We start from the raw sequence: 23,712 nt of genomic DNA, 5'->3' as shown, positions 1-23,712 counted from the left end.
CCGAGTGGTGGGGCAAGAGCGTTTTGCTTACTTTTGCGCTGTTCAAAAGTGAGCCGCTGTAAGAGCGGAACCGATATAAGCCATCACCCAAATAACGGATATGCCCCCACCCCCACCATCACCCCTCAGCACTATGCACCACCACCAAAAGCTGCGCCTGAACCTCCCCCACCGACCGAATCCGATGCGGCTTCTGCGCATTGAAATGCAACGCATCCCCCCGATTCAACACCACCCGCTCACTCATGAAATCCACCTCAACCTGGCCTTCATGCACAAACAAAAACTCCTCCCCCAAATGTTCCTTGAAGGTCTTGTCGGTGAACTCCGCCGGCGGGTAAATGATGAACGGCAACAAACTACGCTCACTGACCTGATGCGCCAGCACCGCGTAACCCGGTGACGCATCGGTGCCCGACAACGCCTGCCGTTCGTGGCTGCGCACCAGGCTGTAGCTGTCGAGGCTGACATTGTCCTCGCTGAACAATTCTTCGACCTTCACATTCAACGCCTTGGCCAGTTTCAGCGCCGCCGCAATCGACGGCGTATTCAACCCGCGTTCGACTTTCGACAGGTAACTCTTGGTCATCCCGGATTTTTCCGCGAGCGACTCCAACGTCACACCAAGTTTTTTTCTCAATATTTTCAAACGGATAGACATGCGCAGCGGTTAATCCATTAAAGAGGCGATGATGAATGCTTGCTAATGACACTTTGTGTCATATAGTCTCTTTAGTGTCATTTGCGACGAACAAGGACACTGATATGGCCAAGACATTAGCACTCCCGAAAGACCAACTGGTCAAGCAGGCGCTGACCCAGATGCAAAACACCCTGGCGGATAATACGTGGACCGACCGGCAAAAGCTGGCGTTGACCTGCCGGATCCTGTTCGAAAACGGCCACGACTCCGGCCTCGCCGGGCAGATCACCGCACGCGGCCCGACGCCTGGCACCTACTACACCCAACAACTGGGCCTGGGTTTTGATGAGATCACCGCCAGCAACCTGTTGCTGGTCAACGAAGACCTGGAGGTGCTGGAAGGCCATGGCATGCCCAACCCGGCCAACCGTTTTCACAGCTGGGTGTACCGCGGTCGCCCGGACGTGAACTGCATCATCCACACTCACCCGACCCACATCGCTGCGTTGTCGATGCTGGAAGTGCCGTTGCAGGTGTCCCACATGGACCTCTGCCCGTTGTACGAAGATTGCGCATTCCTCGAAGCCTGGCCCGGGGTGCCGGTGGGCAACGAAGAAGGTGAAATCATCACCGCTGCCCTGGGGGATAAACGCGCGATTCTGCTTTCCCACCACGGCCAATTGTCCACTGGGGCGAGCATCGAGGAAGCCTGTGTGATCGCACAGTTGATCGAACGCGCGGCCAAGTTGCAGCTGCTGGCGATGGCCGCCGGCACGATCAAGCCGATCCTGCCGGAACTGGGCCGCGAAGCCCATGACTGGATTTCCAAGCCCAAGCGCCACGGCGCCGCGTTCAACTACTACGCTCGGCAGAACCTGCGCCAACACGCCGATTGCCTGAACTGAAACCCTTTTTCGACCGGAGACTTTTGCATGTCCAGCCCTTCTATTCACGGCATAATCGGCTACACCATCACCCCGTTCAGCGCGGACGGCCAGCGCATTGACCTCGACGCCCTGGGCCTTTCGATCGACCGCCTGATCGACAGCGGCGTGCACGCTATCGCACCGTTGGGCAGCACCGGCGAAGGCGCCTATCTCAGTGATGCAGAGTGGGATGAAGTCGCCGCCTACAGCATCCAGAAGGTGGGCAAGCGTGTGCCGACCATCGTCAGCGTCTCCGACCTGACCACCGCCAAGGCCGTGCGTCGTGCGCAGTTTGCCGAGGCCCACGGCGCGGACGTGGTAATGGTATTGCCGGCCTCGTACTGGAAACTCAGCGAGGCGGAAATCCTCGCCCACTATGCGGCCATTGGCGACAGCATCGGCGTGCCGATCATGCTCTACAACAACCCGGCCACCAGTGGCACCGACATGTCGGTGGACTTGATCCTGCGCATCGTCAACAGCGTCGACAACGTGACCATGGTCAAGGAAAGCACCGGGGATATTCAGCGCATGCACCAATTGCACCGGCGCAGCGAGGGCCAGGTGCCGTTCTACAACGGCTGCAACCCGCTGGCACTGGAGGCGTTTGCGGCGGGCGCGAAAGGTTGGTGCACGGCGGCGCCGAATCTGATCCCTCAGCTCAACCTGGATTTGTATGAAGCCGTTTTGGCCAATGACCTGGAGAAAGCGCGGGAGCTGTTTTATCGCCAGTTGCCGTTGCTGGATTTCATCCTCAAAGGTGGCTTGCCGGCGACGATCAAGGCCGGTTTGCGGCTGACGGGCCTTGAGTCGGGGGATCCACGGCTGCCGGTGTTTCCGCTGGCTGAGGCAGGCCGTGTTCAGTTGCAAGAGCTACTGACCCTGTTGCGCTGAAACGCAATCCAAATGTGGCAGCGGGCTTGCTCGCGAAGGCAGTGGGTCAGTCAATTAATAGGTCGACTGACTCACCGCATTCGCGAGCAAGCCCGCTCCCACATTTATTCCGCATCCAACCTTAGATTTTCAATAGAGACAAATGACAATAATTCTCGATATCATTCACGACTTTTCCACGTCGTGCTTCGTCAAGAAGGATATCCATGTCTCGTCCCAAGCCCGACCCGCTGTCGGCCGATGCCTTTCGCGGGTTTTATGCAGATATCCTGCATTTCCTGCGTAAACGCACGGACAACGCCAGCGACGCGGCAGACATGACCCAGGATGTCTTCACCCAATGGCTGGACTACCGCGACCGGGCTCAGGTCGAGCAGCCACGGGCGTTTCTGTTCCAGATGGCGCGCAATCTGCTGCGCGATCACTGGCGCAAACAAAAGGTGCGGCACACCGTCCACCAGCAACAGGCCGAACTGGATGCCGAACCTGTCAGCGACTCGCGAGACGATCCCATGGCCGCCGCGCAACGCCTGCAACGCCTGGAACAGTTGAAAGAAGTCCTCTCTGAACTCTCGCCGAGAAGACGAGAAGCCCTTATGCTGCACCGCTTCGAAGGCCTGAGCCAGGCGCAGATCGCCGAGCGCATGGGCGTTTCGGTCAGCATGGTGGAAAAGCACATCGCTTTTGCCTTGCTGCATTGCAAGCAGCGACTTCAACAAGAACAGGGCAAGGAGCAGCCAGAATGACCCGCCTGAGCGACATCGACACCTGTGACATCGAGGCCAGCGACTCCATCGATGCCCAGGCCGCCAGCTGGTTTGCGCGCAACCGCAATGACGCCGGTCGCGCCGACCGCAAGGCGTTTGCCGCCTGGCAGTCCGAGCCGGCCAATGCCCGCGCCTACGCCGAATTCGAACAGCTGTGGGCCGACCTGGCCCAGTTGCAGCAACTGAACAAACCGACACCGCTGCCCGTGCGCAAACCACCCGTGTGGCGCCCGGCCCTGGCGGTGGCTGCCGCCCTGGTGTGTGCCGTGCTGACGAGCAACATCGGCGCCCCACGCGAGCTGTTCCACGCTCAGGTCGCGGCCCATGCCAAAGGAATGCGCACCATGCATTTGCCTGACGGCAGCACCTTGTACGTCAACGCCAATACGCGCCTGCGGGTGGACTTCAACAGTCACCAGCGCATCGTGCATCTGGATCAGGGCCAGTTGTATATCGAGGTGGCGCCCGACAAGGAGCGTCCGCTGTTCGTGCAGGCCGGTGAAGCCAATGTGCGGGTGGTCGGCACCGGCTTCGATGTGCGGCGCAGCAAGCAGCAGTTGGTGGTCAGCGTGGCCCATGGGCAAGTGGCGTTCGATCCGGATGCCAGGCTGCCGGCCACCCTGCTCGGCGCCGATCAGCGCGCTACGTTCAGTTATGCCAAAGGCACGCTGCAGCAGCAAACCCTCACTGCCGGCGAGGTCGCCGATTGGCGCGGCGGCCACGTGTCGTTTCGTAATCGCGAGCTGGCCAGCCTGATGGACGAGTTGAGCCTGTACCGGCCCCAGGCGCCGTTGCTGGTGGACAGCGCGGTGGCGCAACTGAAGGTCTCGGGCAATCTGGACGTGAATGATCCGGACGCCCTGCTCAACGCCCTGCCGGCGCTATTGCCGGTGAAAACCGTGGCCCTGGCCGACGGCAATATCAGGATCGAACCGCGCAAATAGCCCCGCGGAATTCTTATTTGAGAATATTTTGCATTCGCATGTGAGGATTATTTTTCCTGCCGCGTCTTCCTCGGGTCTGCGTTTGATACGCACACCTTTCTGGCCATTTGGCTACTCCGGGGGATTTCATGTTTCGCGCGCCTTGCCACGTTCAGCACCTGTTTCTTCGACCCACCGCCATTGCCGCCTGCCTGGCCTTCAGCCTGAGTGCCCAGGCCGAGTCGTTCAAGCTGCAACTGCCGGCCCAGTCCCTGGCCACGTCCCTGAGCCAGGTGGCGCAGCAGGCGAAAATCCAGCTGCTGTTCGATGAAGCGCTGCTGAAAAATATCCAGGCGCCGGCCCTCAATGGCGACTTCACACCGGAAGTGGCGATTCGCACTCTGCTCAAGGACGGCGAGTTCGTATTGCTCAAGGTCGGCAGCACTTACGTGGTACGCCCCGAAGAGGGCAAGACCACCAACAGCAGCGCGATCCAGCTCGACGCCCTGAGCGTGATCGGCACCGGCAACGAGGTCGACTCCACCACCGTCGGCCGTTCCACCCTGACCCAGGCGGACATCGACCGCTACCAGTCCAACAACATTCCCAGCCTGCTGCAAACCTTGCCCGGCATCAGCCAGGGCGGCTCGCTGAAGCCCGGTGGCCAGACCATCAACATCCGTGGTTTCGGCGACGCCGAAGACGTGCCGCTGACCGTCGATGGCGCCACCAAAAGCGGTTTTGAGCGCTACCAGCAGGGCACTGTGTTTATCGAGCCCGAGCTGATCAAGAGCATCGAAGTGGAGAAAGGCCCCAACTCGCCCTTCAGCGGCAATGGCGGCTTTGGCGGTACGGTCAACATGACCACCAAGGATGCCCCGGACCTGCTCAAGGACGGGCGCAACAGCGGTGCCATGCTCAAATACGGCTACTCCAGCAACGACCATGAGCAGGTCTACAGCAGTGCCGTTTACGGGCGTACCGATGACGGCCGCTTCGATGCGCTGGCCTACCTGACCCAGCGCGACGGCGGCGACATGAAGCTGGCCGCCACCCTGCCCAACGACAACAACCAGTACCCGATCAACCCCAAGCGCCTGCCCAACAGCGCCCAGAATGTGGACGGCAAACTGTTCAAGTTCAATGCTCACTTCACCGATGAGCAAAGCCTGGGTCTGTCGTATTCGCGCTCCAACAGCCAGCGCTGGACGCCCTTCTCTGCCGCCAGCTACCCGACGCCGCCGACCCAGGCCAACATCGACCGCTATGGCTACGAAGCCGCGCTGAAACGCTTCCTGGCCAACCGCAATACCGTCGACACCACCTGGTCCGGCAAGTACGAATACCAGCCGATGAATAACCCGCTGGTGGACTTGACCATCAAGTACTCCGAATCCAATACCGACCAGACCGACGAGCGCGACGCCACGGCGTTTTTCCAGTTGGCCACCGGCGGGCGCAAGATGGACACCTCCTATAACGACAAGAACCTCGACGTACGCAACGTCAGCCTGTTTTCCACCGGTGCGTTGCAGCACGCGGTGACCACCGGTGTGCAAATCCGCAAGCACACCCGGGAAACCGAAATGTGGATGCCCGGCGCCACCTACAACACCCCGAAATACAACTACGGGCACTTCCAGCCGGGCTTCATGCCCCATGGCAAGGTCGACACCAACAGCTTCTTTATCCAGGACGCGGTGACGCTGGGCGATGTGACCATTACCCCGTCGATGCGCTATGACCATGTGCGCAACCGCGGCGAGGCCAACGACGCGCCGTACTACAGCAACCCGGACCCGGCCATCGGCCATGACTACAGCGACCGCACTTACACCGGCTGGTCGCCACGCCTGGCGGCGTACTGGACCATCACCCCGAACGTGGCGATGTTTGCCAACTGGAGCCGCACCTGGCGTGCGCCAGTGATCGACGAACAGTATGAAGTCCAGGGCCTGGGCAGCCGCACCGCCACCAGCCTGGACCTGGACCCGGAGCGCATCACCTCCATCACCCTGGGCAACGTCACCAGCTTCGCCGATGTGTTCGCCCACGGCGACAACCTGCAACTGCGTACCACGCTGTTCCACAACAAGGTCGAGGACGAAATCTTCAAGGCCACAGGCGTGGGCTGCCAGAACCAGGCGGTCAACGGCGGGACGATTTCCAGCGCCTGCCCGCCGGGCGCGATGTCCAACTACCGCAACATCGGCGGCATGACCATCAAGGGTTTCGAGGCCGAGAGTTTCTATGACTCCACCTACGTGTTCGGCTCGGTATCGTTCGCCTACACCACCGGTAAACATGAAGGCGCCTACACCAACCCGTGGGGGCCGGACGTCTGGGCGCGGGACATTCCGCCAACCAAATGGGTGGTGGTGCTCGGCACCAAGATCCCGAGCCTGGATATGCGGGTAGGCTGGCAAGGGCAGTTCATCGGCGCCACCAGCCGCCTGCCGAGCGACAAGTATTCCGGCGGCCCGGGCACCAGCATCGGCGACCTGTTCTACGACCAGTACGGCAACAAGCGCTACAACACGCAAGGCCTGTTCGCCAGCTGGAAGCCGCAACAGGCTTACCTCAAGGGTACCGAGGTGAACTTCACCGTGGACAACCTGTTCAACAACAACTTCCGACCGGCCCTGAGCGGCGACCGCGCCTACACCAAGGGCCGGGATGCGAAGATCAGTGTGACGCGGTTCTTCTGACCCCACCTAATCAATGTGGGAGCGGGCTTGCTCGCGAAAGCGCTGGATCAGTCGGTACATGAGTTACCTGACACACCGCCTTCGCGAGCAAGCCCGCTCCCACATTCAGATCTTCTGCGCGCCATTTCTTGTATTCACAAGGCTGAGCTCTGGGGCGTGAACCCGCTGCTTGCTCAAATACCGCGTGCAACTCACCCGCAAGAACGAAGCAAAATTCACCACTTCGCCGCGGTAATCCATCACTTCTTCATACAGCTTGGCGATCAGTTGATTGGTGGTCATGCCATCCACCTCGGCGATTTCGCTGAGGATGTCCCAGAACTGGTTTTCCAGGCGCACGGTGGTCACCACGCCGCAGATGCGCAGGGAGCGCGAGCGGGATTCGTACAGAATCGGGTCGGCCTTGACGTACAGTTCGCACATGGCGATGACCTCCGCTTTACAGGGTGATTTTGGTGCCCAGCAGTCCGAGGAAACCCGCGAGCCAGCTTGGGTGCGCCGGCCACGCCGGGGCTGTTACCAGATTGCCTTGAACGTGGCTGTCGGTCACCGGGATATCGATGAACGTACCGCCCGCCAGTCGTACCTCCGGCCCGCACGCCGGGTAGGCGCTGCACTCGCGGCCTTCCAGGATCCCGGCAGCCGCCAGCAGTTGAGCGCCATGGCACACGGCAGCGATGGGTTTGCCAGCCTGATCGAAATCCTTGACCAGTTGCAGGACCTTTTCGTTCAGCCGCAGGTACTCAGGGGCACGGCCACCCGGCACCAGCAGCGCGTCGTAGTCGGCGGCGTTCACCTTGGCAAAATCCGCATTCAGGGCGAACAGGTGCCCGGGCTTTTCGCTGTAGGTCTGGTCGCCTTCGAAGTCGTGGATCGCCGTGCGCACGGTCTGGCCGGCAGCCTTGTCAGGGCACACGGCGTGCACGGTATGCCCCACCATCAGCAGCGCCTGGAACGGCACCATCACTTCATAGTCTTCGACGTAATCGCCGACCAGCATCAGGATTTTTTTCGCGGCCATGGGACATTCCTCCGGTTGAACGGTTGGGCAGACAGGAGTAGCCAAGATAGACCCGCAGGCTTGATCCGGGTAATGGCCCGCTACTACATCAGCACCCCGGCTTGTGTGGGAGCCGGGCTTGCCCGCGATGCAGACACCTCGGTCTGACAGGTAAAGTGCGTTGATCCCATCGCAGCCTCGCCAAGGCTCGACAGCTCCCACATGAACCGAGTCGCCCGTTCAAAACTGTACGGCTCAATCTGCACCTAGCTGTAAGCCCGTGTTTGCGGGGCTTTGTGGCTAGATGAACATCCACTTCCGGCCCATTCGATTCTGGTTCCTTCCATGAGCTCCCGCGAAAATACCGGCATGGCCCTCGGCCTGCTGGGCGTCGTCATCTTCAGCCTCACCCTGCCCTTCACCCGTATCGTGGTGCAGGAAATCCACCCGTTGCTCAATGGCCTGGGCCGGGCGTTGTTCGCGGCGGTGCCGGCGGCGGCGTTGTTGCTGTGGCGCCGTGAGCGCTGGCCCACCTGGCGCCAGGTGCGCGGGCTGACGCTGGTGATTGCCGGGGTGATCCTGGGTTTCCCTGTGTTGTCGGCCTGGGCCATGCAAACCTTGCCCGCGTCCCATGGCGCGCTGGTCAACGGGTTGCAGCCGCTGTGCGTGGCGCTGTATGCGGCGTGGCTGTCCCATGAACGTCCGTCGAAGGCCTTCTGGGCCTGCGCGGCGCTGGGCAGTGCGCTGGTGCTGAGTTATGCGTTGATCACCGGAGCCGGCAGCATCCAGGCGGGCGACCTGTTGATGCTCGGCGCGATTGCCGTGGGTGGCCTGGGTTATGCCGAAGGCGGCCGGTTGGCCAAGGAGATGGGCGGCTGGCAGGTAATCTGTTGGGCGCTGGTGCTGTCGACGCCGGTATTGATCGGGCCGGTGGCCTACCTGGCGCTGCAACACGAAGGGCCGATCTCCATGCGCACTTGGTGGGCGTTTGGTTATGTCTCGTTGTTTTCGCAGTTCCTGGGGTTCTTTGCGTGGTACGCCGGGCTCGCCATGGGTGGCATCGCCCGGGTCAGCCAGATTCAGCTGTTGCAGATCTTTTTCACCATCGCGTTTTCGGCGCTGTTTTTTGGTGAACACATCGAGCCGATTACCTGGCTGTTTGCCTGCGGGGTGATTGTGACGGTGATGTTGGGGCGCAAGACCAGCGTGAAGCCTGCGCCAGCTCCCAAGGCTAGCGCGATCTAATGTGGGAGCGGGCTTGCTCGCGAATGCGGTGGGTCAGTTGATACATCAGGTGACTGACACACCGCTTTCGCGAGCAAGCCCGCTCCCACATTTTTGATTTGCGTCGTACTCAGGCGAGGTAACCTTCCGACCGCAGCAGGGTTTCCAGGCAATGTTCGGTGATGTTGTAGAACGCCTTGAGCTCCTGGATTTTCTCCAGGAGTTGAGCGTTGTCCACCGGCTCGGCACGCTTCACGGCCAGGATCATCTTGTTCTTGTTGGTGTGCTCCAACGAGATGAACTCAAACACCTTGGTCTCATAGCCGCACGCTTCAAGGAACAACGCGCGCAAACTGTCGGTGACCATTTCCGCCTGCTGGCCCAGGTGCAGGCCGTATTGCAGCATCGGCTTGAGCAGCGCCGGGCTCTGGATCTGCAGGCGAATCTGCTTGTGGCAGCACGGCGAGCACATGATGATCGACGCACCGGAGCGGATGCCGGTGTGAATCGCGTAGTCGGTGGCGATGTCGCAGGCATGCAGGGCGATCATCACGTCCAGCTCGCTGGGCGCGACGCTGCGCACATCCCCGCACTTGAACACCAGCCCCGGGTGGTCCAGGCGGGCAGCGGCGTTGTTGCACAGGGTCACCATGTCTTCGCGCAGCTCCACGCCGGTGACTTCGCCCTCGGCGTTGAGGGTGTTGCGCAGGTAGTCGTGGATGGCAAACGTCAGGTAACCCTTGCCCGAACCAAAGTCCGCGACCCGCACCGGCTGGTCCAGCTTCAGCGGCGAGGTGGTCAGCGCATGGCTGAACACTTCGATGAATTTGTTGATCTGCTTCCACTTGCGCGACATCGCCGGGATCAGCTCGTGTTTGGCGTTGGTCACGCCAAGGTCGGCGAGAAAGGGCCGGGTCAGGTCCAGGAAGCGATTCTTCTCGCGGTTGTGCTCGGCAGACGGCGCTTCGCGCAGTTGCTGCGGCTTGCTTTTGAACAGTGAGCTTTTGTTCTTCTTGCTGTATTCCAGCTGGGCTTCGTCGGTCACCGACAGCAGGTGCGCATTCTTGAACGCCGCCGGCAACAATTCGGCAATTGCCGCCACGCCGTCGGCCAGGGAGAAGTTCTTGGTGATGTCGCGGGTCTTGTAGCGATAGACGAAGGACAGGCAAGGCTGATCCTTGACCGTCAGCTGCTTGATGATCAGCTTCTGAAGATCAGGCTCGGTGCCGACGTACTTGGCCAGCACCAGCTTGATAAAGGCGTTTTGCTCAAGGCTCGCGCTCAGCAGTTCGAGGAACTGCGCGTGATGATCCGGCGCGGGGCTGGCAGGTTTAGCGGTGGCAGACATGAACAAAAACGCCTCGGGCAGGGAATGCCGGGAATTTTACACTACTCCAACACCACCAACCGATTCGGCAGCTCATTGCGTGCGTGGGTCACCGGTACGTGCTCCCTGAGCAATTCCCCGCAAGCCTCAATACACGCCACAAACCCGGCCAACGTCTGGCCTTGCTTCACCTGGCGGGTGAAGTCCTTGACGATCGCATCCCAACTGCTGTCATCCAGGCGACTGGAAATCCCCTTGTCCACCAGGATTTCCACATACCGCTCGGCCTCACTGACAAAAATCAGCACCCCGGTGCTGCCCAGCGTGTGGTGCAGGTGCTGCTCGAGAAACTGCCGCCGTGCCAGGTTGGACGCGCGCCAATGGCGCACCGAGCGCGGGATCAGTCGCGTGGTGACCCTGGGCAAACGGAACACCAGGCACAGCACGACGAACGTGCCCCACTGCGCCAGCAGCAAGGTGTACATGGTCAACCAGCCCGACAGGTAGTGAATGATCCCCGGCACCACCAGCGCCAGCAGGCTGGCCCACAGCAGCGGGATGTAGGCGTAGTCGTCGGCGCGGGCCGCGAGCACGGTCACCAGTTCGGCGTCGGTCTGTTGCTCGACCCGGGCGATCGCCTCGGCGACCTGGCGTTGCTCGTGTTGACTCAGTAATGCCATGGTTGTTGATGCTCTCTCGTTATTGTCATTACCAGCCGCCCGAGGCGCCACCGCCGCCAAAACCACCGCCGCCGCCCCTGAAGCCACCACCGCCACCGCCTCCCCCGCCGCCACGACCGCTGCTGCTGAGAATCGCCAGCAGGATAGCGCCAACGGGCAGGCCCATGCGATTGCACAGCCACAACACTGCCAGCAACAGGATGAACAGGCCAATGGAAATGCCCGGGTTTTGCTTGGCGAAGTTGGCCTCGGACACATGCGCCGGCACGGCCAGCGGATCGCCGCCCACCACCTGCAGCACCGCCGCCACTCCGTCACTGATGCCCTTGCTGTAGTTGCCCGCCTTGAACGCCGGGGCGATCACCTGGTTGATGATCACCCAGGACTGCGCATCCGTGAGCACGCCTTCCAGGCCATAACCCACTTCGATGCGAATCTTGTGCTCATCCCGGGCGACGATCAGCAGGGCGCCGTTGTCCTTGCCCTTCTGGCCGATGCCCCACGCGCGGCCCAGTTGATAACCGAAGTCTTCAATGGGCACGCCTTGCAGGTCGGGCACGGTGACCACCACGATCTGGTCGCCGCTGGTCTGCTCCAGCGCCTGCAACTGCTGGGTCAGCTGCGCACGCACGGCCGGGTCGATCATCTGGGCGTTGTCCACCACCCGTCCGGTCAGGGCCGGGAAATTCAGGGCGGCCTGGGCGGTCAGGCTGAAGGCCAGCAGCACCGCCGCCATCAGCCAAGCGCGCTTGCCCATCAGAATTTCACTTGCGGCGCTTTATCGGCATCGGCACTCGTGGCCTCGAAGTTGGCGCGGACCGGCAAGTCGCTGTACATCACGCTGTGCCACAGGCGGCCAGGGAAGGTGCGGATCTCGGTGTTGTAGGCCTGCACTGCCTGGATAAAGTCGCGGCGGGCCACGGCGATGCGATTTTCGGTGCCTTCAAGCTGCGATTGCAGGGCCAGGAAGTTCTGGTTGGCCTTCAGGTCCGGGTAGCGCTCGGACACCACCATCAAACGGCTGAGTGCACCGCTCAAACCGTCCTGGGCTTGCTGGAACTGCTTGAGTTTCTCGGGATTGTCGAGGGTGCTGGCGTCCACCTGGATCGAGGTGGCCTTGGCCCGCGCTTCGATCACGGCCGTCAGGGTGTCCTGTTCATGGGCGGCGTAGCCCTTGACCACTTCCACCAGGTTGGGGATCAGGTCGGCGCGCCGCTGGTACTGGTTCTGCACCTGGGCCCAGGCCGCCTTGGCCTGTTCGTCCAGGGTCGGGATCTTGTTGATGCCGCAACCGCTCAGCACGGTGCTCACCAGTATCAATGCCACGGCCTTCCAGCCCCAACGGTAACCTTGTGCTGCTTGCATGGTGTTTCTCCTGCCAAACCTATGAAATTTACCGACTGACGCGTTAGCCACGGGCTTAGGGCATAATCCGCCACCACCCACTGGATTGCATCGTGCCAATCAGCTAAAAGATGCCCAGCGCCAATAAGAGTTCAGAAGTGTGCGGTATTTATCTGAACAACACCCGAACAACAATAGACGCTCTCCGGTCCCAAGGCTGCGAGAAAGGATTTTCATGAAGAAGCTGTGTTTGCTGGGCCTTGTTGTCAGTTTGGCCACTCATTCCGTATTAGCCGAAACAAAGCCCGCAGTACTCAAGGACAAGGACGCCTTCGTCAGTGACCTGCTCAAGCAGATGACCCTTGATGAGAAGATCGGCCAATTGCGCCTGATCAGCATCGGCCCCGAAATGCCCCGCGAACTGATCCGCAAGGAAATCGCCGCCGGCCGCATCGGTGGCACCTTCAATTCGATTACCCGCCCGGAAAACCGTCCGATGCAGGACGCGGCCATGCGCAGCCGGTTGAAGATCCCGATGTTCTTCGCCTATGACGTGATCCACGGCCACCGCACGATATTCCCCATCAGCCTGGCCCTGGCTTCCAGCTGGGACATGGACGCCATCGGCCACTCCGGGCGCATCGCCGCCCAGGAAGCTGCCGCCGACAGCCTCGACATCACCTTTGCGCCAATGGTCGACATCTCCCGCGACCCGCGCTGGGGCCGTACCTCCGAAGGCTTTGGCGAAGACACCTACCTGACCTCGCGCATTGCCGAAGTGATGGTCAAGGCCTTCCAGGGCAGCAGCCCGGCCAAGGCCGACAGCATCATGGCCAGCGTCAAGCACTTCGCCCTGTATGGTGCGGTGGAAGGCGGTCGCGACTACAACGTGGTCGACATGAGCCCGGTCAAGATGTACCAGGACTACCTGCCGCCCTACCACGCCGCCATCAAGGCCGGCGCCGGTGGCGTGATGGTTGCGCTGAACTCGATCAACGGCGTACCCGCCACCGCCAACACCTGGCTGATGAACGACCTGCTGCGCAAGGACTGGGGCTTCAAGGGCCTGGCCGTGAGCGACCACGGTGCGATCTTCGAGCTGATCAAGCACGGCGTGGCCAAGGACGGGCGTGAAGCCGCCAAGCTGGCGATCAAGGCCGGCATCGACATGAGCATGAACGACTCGCTCTACGGCAAGGAATTGCCCGGCCTGCTGAAGTCCGGCGAGATCGAACAGAGCGACATCGACAACGCCGTGCGCGAAGTGCTCGGCGCCAAGTACGACATGGGCCTGTTCGCCGACCCGTACCTGCGCATCGGCAAGGCCGAGGATGACCCGGCCGACACCTACGCCGAAAGCCGCCTGCACCGCGCCGACGCACGTGACGTGGCACGCCGCAGCCAGGTGCTGCTGAAAAACCGGAACAACACCCTGCCGCTGAAAAAGGACGCGACCATCGCCCTGGTCGGCCCGCTGGCCAAGGCGCCGATCGACATGATGGGCAGCTGGGCCGCTGCCGGTAAACCCGCGCAATCGGTGACCCTGCTGGACGGCATGAACGCCGCGATCGGCGACAAGGGCAAGGTGATCTATGCCCGTGGCGCCAATATCACCAACGACAAGAAAGTCGTCGACTACCTCAACTTCCTGAACTTCGATGCCCCGGAAGTAGTGGATGACCCGCGCTCGTCCCAGGACATGATCGACGAAGCCGTCAAGGCCGCCAAAGGCGCCGATGTGGTCGTGGCCGCCGTGGGCGAGTCCCGTGGCATGTCCCACGAATCGTCGAGCCGCACCGACCTGAACATCCCGCAGAGCCAGCGCGACCTGATCAAGGCCTTGAAAGCCACCGGCAAACCGCTGGTGCTGGTGTTGATGAACGGCCGTCCGCTGTCGATTGTCGAGGAGAACGAACAGGCTGACGCAATCCTGGAAACCTGGTTCGCCGGCACCGAAGGCGGCAACGCTATCGCTGACGTGCTGTTCGGTGACTACAACCCGTCGGGCAAGCTGCCGATCACCTTCCCGCGTTCGGTGGGGCAGATTCCGACCTACTACAACCACCTGAGCATTGGCCGGCCGTTCACTCCGGGCAAGCCGGGCAACTACACCTCGCAGTACTTCGATGACACCACCGGGCCGCTGTTTCCGTTCGGTTACGGCTTGAGCTACACCAGTTTCAGTCTGTCGGACATGGCGCTGTCGTCCACCACCCTGAACAAGACCGGCAAGCTCGACGCCACCGTGGTGGTGAAAAACACCGGCAAGGTCGATGGCGAAACCGTGGTGCAGCTGTATATCCAGGACGTGGCCGGCTCGATGATCCGCCCGGTGAAGGAATTGAAGAACTTCCAGAAGATCATGCTCAAGGCGGGCGAAGAGCGCGCGGTGCACTTCACCATCACCGAGGAAGACTTGAAGTTCTACAACACCCAGCTGAAGTTTGCGGCTGAGCCGGGCGAGTTCAATGTGCAGATCGGGTTGGATTCGCAGGATGTGAAGCAGCAGAGCTTCGAACTGCTCTAAAGTCTTGCCCGGTCAAAATGTGGGAGCGGGCTTGCTCGCGAATGCGGTGGATCAGTTGATACATCAGGTGACTGACACACCGCTTTCGCGAGCAAGCCCGCTCCCACATTTGATTGGGGTATTCTGGCTTATCCGCGGCGGTCCAGCAGGTTGACCACCAACCGATCAATCCACCCCCACACCCGCTGCTTCACCCGCCGCCACAATGGCCGCGACTGCCATGCCTCAAGGCTCACCGCCTGGCTCAGGGCAAAATCCCGCTCGAAACTCCCCACCACTGCCAACGTCAATTCCGGGTCCAACGCTTCCAGGTTCGCTTCCAGGTTGAAGCGCAGATTCCAGTGATCGAAGTTGCACGAGCCAATGCTCACCCAATCGTCCACCAGCACCATTTTCAAGTGCAGGAAGCACGGCTGGTATTCAAAGATCTGCACCCCGGATTTGAGCAAACGCGGGTAGTAACGGTGCCCGGCATACCGCACCGACGGGTGATCGGTACGTGGCCCGGTCAACAGCAAACGCACATCCACCCCGCGCCCCGCCGCCCGGCGCAGGGCACGCCGTACGCTCCAGGTCGGCAGGAAATACGGCGTGGCCAGCCAGATACGCTGGTGGCCGCTGTTCAGCGCACGTATCAGTGACTGCAAGATATCGCGATGCTGGCGGGCGTCGGCATAGGCCACACGCCCCAGCCCCGGTCCTGTCGCTGGCACCTTGGGCAACCGTGGCAGGCCAAAATGCGTGGCCGGTTTCCAGGCTCTACGATCGTCGTTCGCCAGCCACTGACGGTCGAACAACGCCTGCCAATCCAGCACCAGCGGGCCACGAATCTGCACCATCACTTCGTGCCAATCGGCGGTGTCTTCCCCGGGCGTCCAGAATTCATCCGTCACGCCGGTGCCGCCGACCACGGCGATGGTCTGGTCGATCAACAACAGCTTGCGGTGGTCCCGATAGAGGTTGCGCATCCAGCGACGCCAGCTCAGGCGGTTGTAGAATCGCAGGTCCACCCCGGCATCGATCAACCGCCGACGCAGGCCCAGGGTAAACGCCAGGCTGCCGTAGTCATCGAACAGGCAACGTACGCGCACGCCACGTTCGGCGGCCGCCACCAGGGCCTGAACCATCGCCTCGGCACACGCGCCCGCCTCCACCAGATACAGCTCCAGCGCCACCTGTTGCTCAGCCTGGGCGATACCTTCCAGCATGCGTGGGAAGAAACTCGGGCCGTCGACCATCAGCTCGAAACGGTTGGCGCTGCGCCACGGGAACACTGCGCCGCTCATGTCAGCGCGCCGTGAAAATCAGTACCGCACCCACCGGCACCGACAGGCTGATCTGCGACAGCCCGGCGGCCTTGCGCAATGCGGCTACCCCCGCCAGCAAGTCGAAATCCTCGGCGTGCACCACCAATGGCTCCAGGGTGACCACCTGGAAGCGTCGGTCATCCAGGCGGGTCGCCAGCAATTCGGTGCTGTAGGTCTGGGTCTTGCCGTGCAGGGTCACCGACAGCGGCAGGCGCAGCTCGTATTGCGCGCCGGGGGCCAGGTCGTTGATCGGTTGCAGGTTGATCTGCGCATTGATCACCGCGTCCGGGAAGGTCTTGATCTCGAACAGCTCATTGCGCATGCGCTCGTCGCGCAGCGGGATGCCGCTGTTGATCGACTCCAGTTCGACTTCCAGCTGCGCCGCGCCTTTGCTGTCGACCTTGCCATGCAGCACCAGGAAGCGCTGCACTTCAGCGATGTCGGTGTTCTTGGTGGTGACGAACGACAGGCGCGAGGACTCGTTGTCCAGGTACCAGTCGGCATGGGCAGGCACGGCGGCAGCGGCCAGCAGCAGGAAGGCCATGGGTTTGAACAGGGACATAAAGACTCGTGGGGCAAAAAACCTGGGCGAACAGTAACAAAGACCTCCTGTAGGAGCGAGCTTGCTCGCGAAGGTTGCCAACGATGACGCGGGCATTCTGAATGAACGCGGTGCCTGTGAGCTCTTCGCGAGCAAGCTCGCTCCTACGGGGGAACGGTGGTCAGGCCAGCGCCTCCTGCACATCGCGAATCGTCGATTCCAGGCTGGCCAGGTGCAGGCTCAGCACCCGTTCCACCGGTGCCTGATCCATCGGCCAATGCAGCGCCATGCTGCCCACCAACCGGCCATTGGCCCGCACCGGCAAGGCCACCGCGCGAATCAGGAACGGCAGGCGCACCGGGTATTCCCAGTAGCCTTCGGTGCGTTGGCCAAACCCCTGGTGCTGGGATTGTTCACACGCCCGGTATTGATCGTCTTCCGCCACATGCTCACGACCGGCCAGGCGCTGCACTTCATCCGCCGACAATTGCGCCAGGCACGCCTTGCCCATGGCCGAATGAAACAGGCTGGCGTGCTGGCCGACGATCTGGCAATTGTTCGGGTAGAGCTTGCGCAGCACCGTGGGGATCGCGCTTTCCATCACTTCCAGGCGCTCGCCGTCGAAGCTCGACAGGTCCACCACCAGGCCGGTGCGCTCGCTGAGGTCCAGCAGCCACGGCGCGGCGCTTTCCACCAGTTGGCGCTTGAAGCGTTGCTGGGTGTCGCCGAACAACCGTCTGGCCCGCAGGCGGTAACGCCGGTCGCTGAGCCCACGATAGATCCAGCCCTGTTCCTGCAAGGTCAGCAGCATCCGCGAGACCGTGGCCTTGGGCAGGTGAGTCAGGTAATGCAACTCTTCCAGCCCCAGCGCCTGATGCTCGCCGAGCAATTCGATGATCGCCAGTGCCCGCCCTACTGAGCGTACGGTTCCCGTCTCGGCGTCGCTGCCCATGTGTCGATCTCCTTGATGCCGATGGATGATCTGATTTCACAGCAAGATACAGGCCCGTCGCGGCTCAACCGGTCGCCGAGAGGCAAGCGGGCGGTCGCCGCTGCACCCAGCGGGTCAGTTGTTCGTGGGCGTACGCCAGTTGCAACACCGCCCTGTCCGCCTGGGCCGGGCCGATGATCTGCAGGCCCATGGGCAAGCCCCGGGGGTTGAAACCCACCGGCACGTTCATGCTCGACAGGCCGGCCAGGGTGGGGCCGATCACCACTTCCATCCAGCGATGGTAGGTGTCCATCTCGCGCCCTGCGACGAGGCGTGGCCAGGCTTGTTGTGCATCGAAAGGGAACACTTGGGCGGTGGGCAGCAACAGGAAATCGTAACGTTCGAACAGTTTGCCGAGGGCGCGGTACCAGTCGCTGCGGTTGATCGAAGCCTGGTAAACGTCCGCCGCACTCAGTTGCAATCCGCCCTGCACTTCCCATTGCGCCTCCGGCTTGAGCAGTGCACGTTTTTGCGGGTCGGCGTACGCCGCGCCGAGGGAGCCCTGGATCAGCCAATGGCGGTGCACCAGCCAGGTCTGCCACAGCCGTTCCAGAGAAAATTCCGGTTGGCAGTGCTCGACCTCGCAACCCAGCGCAGCGAAGTCCTTGAGGGCCGATTCGCACAGGCTCATCACGCCGTCTTCCATCGGCAGGTAACCGTTGTAATCCCCGAGCCAGCCCAAGCGTGCACCCTTGAAGTCGCGCTGCAACGGCTCGCCAAACATCGCCGGATCCTCCTTGAGCGACAGCGGCACCCGAGGGTCATAGCCAGCCTGCACACTCAGCAGCCGCGCCACATCCGCCACGCTGCGACCCATCGGGCCTTCCGTGGCCAGTTGCTGGACGAACAGCTCCGGCGCCGGCCCGTGAGGCACCCGACCCTGGGACGGACGCAGGCCAAATACGTTATTGAACGCCGCCGGGTTTCGCAGCGAGCCCATCATGTCGCTGCCATCCGCTACCGGCAGCATGCGCAATGCCAGCGCCACCGCCGCGCCGCCGCTGCTGCCACCGGCCACCAGGCGCGGGTCATAGGCGTTGCCGGTGGTGCCGAACACGCTGTTGTAGGTCTGCGAGCCCAGGCCAAATTCCGGCACGTTGGTCTTGCCGATGATGATCGCGCCACTGGCCCGAACCCGCGCCACGCTGATCGCATCTTCTTGAGGAACATGCTCGGCGAACAGCGGCGAACCGAGGGTGGTGCGCAGGCCCTGGGTCGCCGCCAGGTCCTTGATGGCCTGAGGCATGCCGTGCATCCAGCCACGGGATTGGCCTTGGTCCAACTCGCGATCACGCTGCGCCGCTTCGGCCAGCACGTCCTCATGGGAGCGCAGCGAGACCAGCGCATTCACCGTCGGGTTGAAGCGTTCGACCTGGGCCAGATACGCCTGCATCACTTCATGGCAGGACACCTGCCGCGCATGGATCGCCCGAGACAGTTCGATGGCATCCAGTTCAACAATACTCAAGGTTTCACCTCGCTGGAAAACGGCGCCGGTCGTTTCGCCCGTGGCGCCTCATGCATGCAGTAAGTGCCCAGCAGCGTCAGGACGCAAGCGAACAGCACATAAAATGCCGGGGCTACCGGCGTGCCCAGCACCTTGCTGAGCCAGGTGACGATCAACGGCGCAAAGCCCCCGAATACCATCACCGCCACGTTGTAAGCCACCGACACCCCGGTGGAGCGTACTTCGATGGGAAACTGCTCGGCCAGGGCCGTCGGCGCCGGGCCGAAAAAGCCGCCGATGGCAGTGCACAACATCACCTGCATCACCAGCAAACGCTCGATGGACGGTGCCGCCGCGACCCACACATACAGCGGGTACACCATCACAAAAAACGCCAGGGTGAACGCCATCAATACCGGGCGCCGACCGAACCGATCCGACAGCAGGCCGGACAGCGGAATCACCACGGTCATCAGCGCCACCGCGAACATCTGCACCATCAGCACCTGATCCAGCGGCAGGCCGAGGTTCTTGTGGGCGAAGGTCGGCATGTTCACCAGCACCACGTAGAACGACACCGTTGCACCACAGGCCAGGCCCATCGAAACAAGGATGCTGCGGCGGTGATCGCGGATGACGTCCATCAAGCTCAGCGCCGCCCCCTTGGACTGTTTGCGCGCCTCGATAAATTCCTCGGGGTCTTCCATGTGCCGACGGATCCACAAACCCACCGGACCGATCAGCAAACCGAAGATGAACGGCAGACGCCAGCCCCATACTTCAAGGGTTTGCGGCTCGAAGAAGTGCGTGACCAACGCCACCATCGCCGCGCCGCCGAACACCGCCAGGCACTGTCCCACCAACTGCCAGGAACCGTACAGGCCCTTGCGATGGGCCGGCGCGCTCTCCACCAGGAACGCCGTGGCACTGGCGTATTCACCGCCGGTGGCAAAGCCCTGGAGCATGCGCGCAACCACGATCAGCATCGGCGCGCCCATGCCGATGGCAGCATAGCTGGGGGCGAAAGCGATCAGGGCGATGGAGATGGTCATCAACCGGATGATCAGTTGCATCGCAGCCTTGCGGCCTTTGCGGTCCGAATACATGCCCAGCAGAATCCCGCCCACCGGGCGCATGAAGAAGCCGACGCCAAAGGTGGCCAGGGCCATCAGCAGCGAGGCGTATTCATCCTCCGAGGGGAAAAACTGCCGGGCGATAATGCTGGCGAGAAAGCCGTAGACGATGAAGTCATACCATTCCAGCGCATTGCCGATCACCGCCGCCACCACCTGGCGGGTGCGGGATACACCTTGTTTTGAAGCCTGCATGGGAACACTCCATTCAACCAGTCGGAAAAGGGTCCAGCGGCAGAAAAAAGAGGTCGTCAGGCGGGCTTGAGCCAGCTCTCGGCCAGCGCGCCCCAGTAGGCGGCGCCGGTCAACAGGATGTCGTCGTTGAAGTCATAGGCGGGGTTGTGGACCATCGGCCGCGACACGCCGTTGCCGATAAACAGGTAGCTGCCGGGGCAGCGTTGCAGCATCCAGGCGAAGTCTTCGCTGCCCATCAGCTTGGTGGTGTTGCCGTCGACGGCATCTTCACCCAGCAGGGCGACGCCGACCTGGCGGGCGAATTCGGTTTCTTCGGGATGGTTGACCAGCACCGGATAGGCCGGGCGATGTTCGATCTGCGCGGTGCAGCCGAAGCTAGCGGCCTGGGTCAGGATGATCGCCTTGACCCGCTCCAGCATCAGTTCACGCACGTTTGCATCCAGGGCACGCAGGCTCAAACGCAACAGTGCTTGCTGGGGAATCACGTTGGCCGCCTGGCCCGCTTGCAGGGCACCGACGGTCACCACGGCGGCTTCCTGGGCATTGATATTGCGCGCCACCACGGTCTGCAATGCCATGACCATACTGGCGGCGGCCACCAGCGGGTCGACCGTCAGGTGCGGCATGGAGCCATGGCCACCGACGCCTTCGAGGGTCACGGTGAGCAGGTCCTGGGAGGCCATCATCGGTCCAACGCGCAGGCCCAGATGGCCGGCGGGCAAGCCCGGCATGTTGTGCATGCCGAACAATGCGTCGCAGGGAAACCGCTCCAGCAAGCCGTCGGCGAGCATGGCTTCGGCGCCGCCCTGGCCTTCTTCGGCGGGCTGGAAAATCAGGTTCAGGGTGCCGTCGAATTGACGGGTCGCGGCCAGGTAACGCGCGGCGCCCAGCAGCATGGTGGTGTGGCCGTCATGACCGCAGGCATGCATGCAGCCGGCGTGTTGGCTGCTGTAGCTGGCGCCGGTGTTTTCGATGATCGGCAACGCGTCCATGTCGGCGCGGATACCGAGCTTGCGCGAGCTGCTGCCATTGCGCAGCACACCCACCACGCCGGTCTGGCCGATGCCGGTGTGGACTTCGTAGCCCCAGTTACGCAGCGATTGCGCCACGAGGGCGGAGGTGCGGTTTTCTTCAAAACCCAGTTCGGGGTGGGCGTGAATGTCCTGACGCACGGCGTGCAGGTCGCTGGCGACATCGCTCAGCCAATCCAGGATGTGCTGGTGTGGGCTCATGGTGATTCTCCTCGCAGGCGGGTGTTCCCGTTCTTTTTCGTTGCACACCGCCAGATAACCGCGATGTGCGCAGGAGGACAATCAAAGGTGGTTCCACCCTGTGGAACCTCAGCCCCACCTGTGGCTGCATTAGGGCAAGAGGCGGCAGCCCTCGCGTTGGCCCAGCCATTGGGCACTGTGGGTGCGGCCCAGGCCGCTGGCGGTCACGAGGTGTTTTTCAGGGTTGTCGGTGAAGGCGCTGGTGGGCACGTATTGCTTCACATAACCCAGGCAATAATCAGCGGGATTGCCTTCCACATATCGGCAGGAGCAGTACTCCTTGGCGGTGTAGGCCGCGATGATGTCGGGGAAGGCTTGCAGATTGACCCGCTCGTGCCAGACCCAGCCGAGCAACACGAGTAACAGCAGGATCAACAGGCTGACGAAGGGATGACGGCGGATCATGGTTGCACCGCTGCAAGGACGCGTTTGAGGAGTTCGTTGTGGCGATAGCTGCCGTCGCGGTCGTCACCGTAGCGCACGATGACCAGCTGTTTTTCGGGCATCACGTAGAGCGCCTGCCCCCAGTGGCCGAGGGCGGCGAAGGTGTCGGCGGGCGCGTCCGGCCAGGGTCTGGCGGCACCCTGCACTTCGCGGTTGAGCCACCATTGGCCGCCCGGAACGGCTTCGTCCTGGCCCGCCTTGTACTTGTCGAACGGTTGGCGATTGAACGCGACCCACTCCTTGGGCAGCAATTGTTGCTCGCCCCAACGGCCGTCGCGCTGCATCAGCAGGCCGACGCGGGCCAGGTCGCGGGCGGTGAGGTAGGCGTATGAGGACGCGACGAAGGTTTCCTCGGCATCGCTTTCCCAGGTGGCGTTGTGGATGCCCAGTGGCTGGAACAGGGCGGTCCATGGGTAGTCGACGTAGGCCTTGTGGCCGAGCATGCCCTTGAGGGTGGCGGACAGGATATTGCTGTCGCCACTGGAATAGCGGAATGCCTGGCCGGGGGCGCTGGAGGTCGCGGTGTCGGCGGCGAACTCGGCCATGTCGTGGTGGCCGCGGGTGTAGAGCATGGCGACCACCGAGGATTTCAGCGGGGCGTATTCGTAGTCTTCCTGCCAGTCGAGGCCCGAGGCCCAGTGCAGCAGGTCGGCCATGGTCACGCCTGGGTGTTGTTTCATCGGCGGGTAAAAGCGCGCGGCGGGGTCGGTGAGTTTGAAGCGGTTTTCGCCGAAGGCCACGCCGAGCACGGTGGCCATCAGGCTTTTGCTGATGGACCAGGTCAGGTGCGGGGTGCTGGCGGTGATGGGGGCGGCGTAGCGTTCGTAGATGATCTGGCCGTCGCGGATGACCAGCAAGGCGTCGGTGCGGACGCCTTTGCGGGTGGTGTCATCGCGGGGTGGGAAGGCGTAGTCATCCAAGGCCTTGGCGGCCGGGCCGGTCAGGGGCTGGCCTTGGGACCATTCCTTCTCCGGCCAGGTTTCGGCTTGGGCTGTCAGGGTGAACAGCAGCGCGGCGTAGAGCAGGCCTTTGAACATGGACTTTGAGACTCAGGGCATTCGAGCCCGCGAGGCTAGCCCAGGGGGATGACGGTTTTGTTACGGGGCCCTTGGGGGGGAGTACATATCCGTTATTTAGGTAACGGCGGCTTATGGTTCCGCTCTTACAGCGGCTCACTTTTGAACAGCGCAAAAGTAAGCAAAACGCTCTTGCCCCACCACTCGGCACCTCGCCTAGGCTCGGTGTGCCCTCACTCCGGCTTTGGACCGTGGGCCGCCGTCATGGGCCATCCCTGGCCCAGGACGGCTAACCCGGCGTCCTGCCGGGTTACCCACGCTCCAAAGCCTGCGTTCGGCCAGCGTGGTTTAACGGGGCGCCTAAGATCAAAAGCAGATCAAAAGCACAGCGGCCTCCCGGCCGG

The 23,712-nt window shown here is 62.2% G+C and carries 22 protein-coding genes; 7 read left to right on the top strand and 15 right to left on the bottom strand.

Going from position 1 to position 23,712, the window contains the following annotated elements; all coding sequences use genetic code 11:
- Positions 1 to 118: 118 nt before the first annotated feature.
- A complete protein-coding gene (locus tag HX805_RS28750; protein WP_003209127.1) occupies positions 119 to 661 on the bottom strand; it encodes a helix-turn-helix domain-containing protein in 543 nt (180 codons plus the stop codon).
- Positions 662 to 765: 104 nt separating this feature from the next.
- Here HX805_RS28750 and HX805_RS28745 point away from each other — a divergent pair, with 104 nt between their 5' ends.
- The 5 genes from HX805_RS28745 (at position 766) to HX805_RS28725 (ending at position 6,861) form a co-directional block, all read left to right on the top strand.
- Positions 766 to 1,548 (top strand): aldolase, encoded by a 783-nt coding sequence (locus HX805_RS28745; protein WP_003209128.1) that lies wholly within the window; start codon positions 766 to 768, stop codon positions 1,546 to 1,548.
- 27 nt (positions 1,549 to 1,575) lie between these two features.
- Complete coding sequence (locus HX805_RS28740) at positions 1,576 to 2,463, top strand: dihydrodipicolinate synthase family protein (RefSeq protein ID WP_177081931.1); 888 nt, start codon at positions 1,576 to 1,578, stop codon at positions 2,461 to 2,463.
- Between the two features lie 206 nt (positions 2,464 to 2,669).
- Positions 2,670 to 3,209, top strand: coding sequence for an RNA polymerase sigma factor (locus HX805_RS28735; RefSeq protein ID WP_087692632.1), 540 nt, complete (start codon positions 2,670 to 2,672; stop codon positions 3,207 to 3,209).
- On the top strand, positions 3,206 to 4,174 hold the full coding sequence (locus HX805_RS28730; protein WP_177010033.1) for a FecR domain-containing protein: 969 nt from the start codon (positions 3,206 to 3,208) through the stop codon (positions 4,172 to 4,174). The genes HX805_RS28735 and HX805_RS28730 overlap by 4 nt, the downstream gene beginning before the upstream one ends.
- A gap of 128 nt (positions 4,175 to 4,302) precedes the next feature.
- Positions 4,303 to 6,861, top strand: a complete 2,559-nt coding sequence (locus tag HX805_RS28725) for a TonB-dependent receptor (protein WP_003209136.1) — start codon at positions 4,303 to 4,305, stop codon at positions 6,859 to 6,861.
- A gap of 105 nt (positions 6,862 to 6,966) precedes the next feature.
- Here HX805_RS28725 and HX805_RS28720 read toward each other — a convergent pair whose 3' ends face one another.
- Together HX805_RS28720 and HX805_RS28715 are read right to left on the bottom strand one after the other, a co-directional pair.
- Positions 6,967 to 7,284: a ribbon-helix-helix domain-containing protein gene (locus HX805_RS28720; RefSeq protein ID WP_003209138.1), complete on the bottom strand. Its 318-nt coding sequence runs from the start codon at positions 7,282 to 7,284 to the stop codon at positions 6,967 to 6,969.
- 16 nt (positions 7,285 to 7,300) lie between these two features.
- Complete coding sequence (locus HX805_RS28715; protein WP_008430897.1) at positions 7,301 to 7,882, bottom strand: DJ-1/PfpI family protein; 582 nt, start codon at positions 7,880 to 7,882, stop codon at positions 7,301 to 7,303.
- Positions 7,883 to 8,206: 324 nt separating this feature from the next.
- Here HX805_RS28715 and HX805_RS28710 point away from each other — a divergent pair, with 324 nt between their 5' ends.
- Positions 8,207 to 9,106: a DMT family transporter gene (locus tag HX805_RS28710; protein ID WP_003209142.1), complete on the top strand. Its 900-nt coding sequence runs from the start codon at positions 8,207 to 8,209 to the stop codon at positions 9,104 to 9,106.
- A 109-nt stretch (positions 9,107 to 9,215) separates the two neighbouring features.
- Here HX805_RS28710 and HX805_RS28705 read toward each other — a convergent pair whose 3' ends face one another.
- Genes HX805_RS28705 through HX805_RS28690 form a run of 4 tightly spaced genes read right to left on the bottom strand, consistent with a single transcriptional unit; the run spans position 9,216 to position 12,457 of the window.
- Entirely contained in the window at positions 9,216 to 10,433 is a 1,218-nt protein-coding gene (locus HX805_RS28705) for an SAM-dependent methyltransferase (RefSeq protein WP_177021123.1), read from the bottom strand.
- Between the two features lie 41 nt (positions 10,434 to 10,474).
- Positions 10,475 to 11,092, bottom strand: coding sequence for a TPM domain-containing protein (locus HX805_RS28700; protein ID WP_003209147.1), 618 nt, complete (start codon positions 11,090 to 11,092; stop codon positions 10,475 to 10,477).
- Between the two features lie 28 nt (positions 11,093 to 11,120).
- Positions 11,121 to 11,849 carry a YgcG family protein gene (locus HX805_RS28695; RefSeq protein WP_177081930.1) on the bottom strand — a complete coding sequence of 243 codons (729 nt, stop codon included), beginning with the start codon at positions 11,847 to 11,849 and terminating at the stop codon, positions 11,121 to 11,123.
- A complete protein-coding gene (locus tag HX805_RS28690) occupies positions 11,849 to 12,457 on the bottom strand; it encodes a LemA family protein (protein ID WP_003209150.1) in 609 nt (202 codons plus the stop codon). Before HX805_RS28690 ends, HX805_RS28695 begins: the two co-directional genes overlap by 1 nt.
- 214 nt (positions 12,458 to 12,671) lie before the next feature.
- Here HX805_RS28690 and bglX point away from each other — a divergent pair, with 214 nt between their 5' ends.
- Positions 12,672 to 14,963, top strand: a complete 2,292-nt coding sequence (bglX, locus tag HX805_RS28685; RefSeq protein WP_177081929.1) for a beta-glucosidase BglX — start codon at positions 12,672 to 12,674, stop codon at positions 14,961 to 14,963.
- A 128-nt stretch (positions 14,964 to 15,091) separates the two neighbouring features.
- On the opposite strand, the gene HX805_RS28680 is transcribed toward bglX, so the two are convergent.
- The 8 genes from HX805_RS28680 to HX805_RS28645 all read right to left on the bottom strand — a co-directional run bounded on the left by HX805_RS28680 (position 15,092) and on the right by HX805_RS28645 (position 23,329).
- Positions 15,092 to 16,249 carry a phosphatidylserine/phosphatidylglycerophosphate/cardiolipin synthase family protein gene (locus tag HX805_RS28680; RefSeq protein ID WP_008430889.1) on the bottom strand — a complete coding sequence of 386 codons (1,158 nt, stop codon included), beginning with the start codon at positions 16,247 to 16,249 and terminating at the stop codon, positions 15,092 to 15,094.
- A gap of 1 nt (position 16,250) precedes the next feature.
- Positions 16,251 to 16,832, bottom strand: a complete 582-nt coding sequence (locus tag HX805_RS28675) for a YceI family protein (RefSeq protein ID WP_177081928.1) — start codon at positions 16,830 to 16,832, stop codon at positions 16,251 to 16,253.
- A 160-nt stretch (positions 16,833 to 16,992) separates the two neighbouring features.
- A complete protein-coding gene (locus HX805_RS28670; RefSeq protein WP_177021127.1) occupies positions 16,993 to 17,763 on the bottom strand; it encodes a helix-turn-helix domain-containing protein in 771 nt (256 codons plus the stop codon).
- Positions 17,764 to 17,827: 64 nt separating this feature from the next.
- Positions 17,828 to 19,270: an amidase gene (locus HX805_RS28665; RefSeq protein WP_177081927.1), complete on the bottom strand. Its 1,443-nt coding sequence runs from the start codon at positions 19,268 to 19,270 to the stop codon at positions 17,828 to 17,830.
- A complete protein-coding gene (locus HX805_RS28660) occupies positions 19,267 to 20,577 on the bottom strand; it encodes a citrate-proton symporter (protein ID WP_177081926.1) in 1,311 nt (436 codons plus the stop codon). Before HX805_RS28660 ends, HX805_RS28665 begins: the two co-directional genes overlap by 4 nt.
- 56 nt (positions 20,578 to 20,633) lie before the next feature.
- A complete protein-coding gene (locus HX805_RS28655; protein WP_087692640.1) occupies positions 20,634 to 21,809 on the bottom strand; it encodes a M20 aminoacylase family protein in 1,176 nt (391 codons plus the stop codon).
- A 129-nt stretch (positions 21,810 to 21,938) separates the two neighbouring features.
- A complete protein-coding gene (locus HX805_RS28650; RefSeq protein ID WP_177035411.1) occupies positions 21,939 to 22,253 on the bottom strand; it encodes an amidase in 315 nt (104 codons plus the stop codon).
- Positions 22,250 to 23,329 carry a serine hydrolase gene (locus HX805_RS28645; RefSeq protein ID WP_177081925.1) on the bottom strand — a complete coding sequence of 360 codons (1,080 nt, stop codon included), beginning with the start codon at positions 23,327 to 23,329 and terminating at the stop codon, positions 22,250 to 22,252. Before HX805_RS28645 ends, HX805_RS28650 begins: the two co-directional genes overlap by 4 nt.
- Positions 23,330 to 23,712 lie beyond the last annotated feature (383 nt).

It is taken from the genome of Pseudomonas sp. G5001 (assembly GCF_013385475.1).
Classification (GTDB): Bacteria; Pseudomonadota; Gammaproteobacteria; order Pseudomonadales; family Pseudomonadaceae; genus Aquipseudomonas.
The sequence above is the reverse complement of the archived record's forward strand: the minus strand, read 5'-3'. Positions and strand labels throughout refer to the sequence as shown.

Bases quoted from the DNA above. Each gene is read 5' to 3' on its own strand.
- HX805_RS28700 (WP_003209147.1), bottom strand. From the start codon at position 11,092: ATGGCATTACTGAGTCAACACGAGCAACGCCAGGTCGCCGAGGCGATC.
- HX805_RS28740 (WP_177081931.1), top strand. From the start codon at position 1,576: ATGTCCAGCCCTTCTATTCACGGCATAATCGGCTACACCATCACCCCG.
- HX805_RS28735 (WP_087692632.1), top strand. From the start codon at position 2,670: ATGTCTCGTCCCAAGCCCGACCCGCTGTCGGCCGATGCCTTTCGCGGG.
- HX805_RS28645 (WP_177081925.1), bottom strand. From the start codon at position 23,329: ATGTTCAAAGGCCTGCTCTACGCCGCGCTGCTGTTCACCCTGACAGCC.
- HX805_RS28695 (WP_177081930.1), bottom strand. From the start codon at position 11,849: ATGGGCAAGCGCGCTTGGCTGATGGCGGCGGTGCTGCTGGCCTTCAGC.
- HX805_RS28680 (WP_008430889.1), bottom strand. From the start codon at position 16,249: ATGAGCGGCGCAGTGTTCCCGTGGCGCAGCGCCAACCGTTTCGAGCTG.
- HX805_RS28705 (WP_177021123.1), bottom strand. From the start codon at position 10,433: ATGTCTGCCACCGCTAAACCTGCCAGCCCCGCGCCGGATCATCACGCG.
- HX805_RS28690 (WP_003209150.1), bottom strand. From the start codon at position 12,457: ATGCAAGCAGCACAAGGTTACCGTTGGGGCTGGAAGGCCGTGGCATTG.
- HX805_RS28670 (WP_177021127.1), bottom strand. From the start codon at position 17,763: ATGGGCAGCGACGCCGAGACGGGAACCGTACGCTCAGTAGGGCGGGCA.
- HX805_RS28675 (WP_177081928.1), bottom strand. From the start codon at position 16,832: ATGTCCCTGTTCAAACCCATGGCCTTCCTGCTGCTGGCCGCTGCCGCC.
- HX805_RS28750 (WP_003209127.1), bottom strand. From the start codon at position 661: ATGTCTATCCGTTTGAAAATATTGAGAAAAAAACTTGGTGTGACGTTG.
- HX805_RS28650 (WP_177035411.1), bottom strand. From the start codon at position 22,253: ATGATCCGCCGTCATCCCTTCGTCAGCCTGTTGATCCTGCTGTTACTC.
- HX805_RS28715 (WP_008430897.1), bottom strand. From the start codon at position 7,882: ATGGCCGCGAAAAAAATCCTGATGCTGGTCGGCGATTACGTCGAAGAC.
- HX805_RS28655 (WP_087692640.1), bottom strand. From the start codon at position 21,809: ATGAGCCCACACCAGCACATCCTGGATTGGCTGAGCGATGTCGCCAGC.
- HX805_RS28660 (WP_177081926.1), bottom strand. From the start codon at position 20,577: ATGCAGGCTTCAAAACAAGGTGTATCCCGCACCCGCCAGGTGGTGGCG.
- HX805_RS28720 (WP_003209138.1), bottom strand. From the start codon at position 7,284: ATGTGCGAACTGTACGTCAAGGCCGACCCGATTCTGTACGAATCCCGC.
- HX805_RS28745 (WP_003209128.1), top strand. From the start codon at position 766: ATGGCCAAGACATTAGCACTCCCGAAAGACCAACTGGTCAAGCAGGCG.
- HX805_RS28710 (WP_003209142.1), top strand. From the start codon at position 8,207: ATGAGCTCCCGCGAAAATACCGGCATGGCCCTCGGCCTGCTGGGCGTC.
- bglX (WP_177081929.1), top strand. From the start codon at position 12,672: ATGAAGAAGCTGTGTTTGCTGGGCCTTGTTGTCAGTTTGGCCACTCAT.
- HX805_RS28730 (WP_177010033.1), top strand. From the start codon at position 3,206: ATGACCCGCCTGAGCGACATCGACACCTGTGACATCGAGGCCAGCGAC.
- HX805_RS28725 (WP_003209136.1), top strand. From the start codon at position 4,303: ATGTTTCGCGCGCCTTGCCACGTTCAGCACCTGTTTCTTCGACCCACC.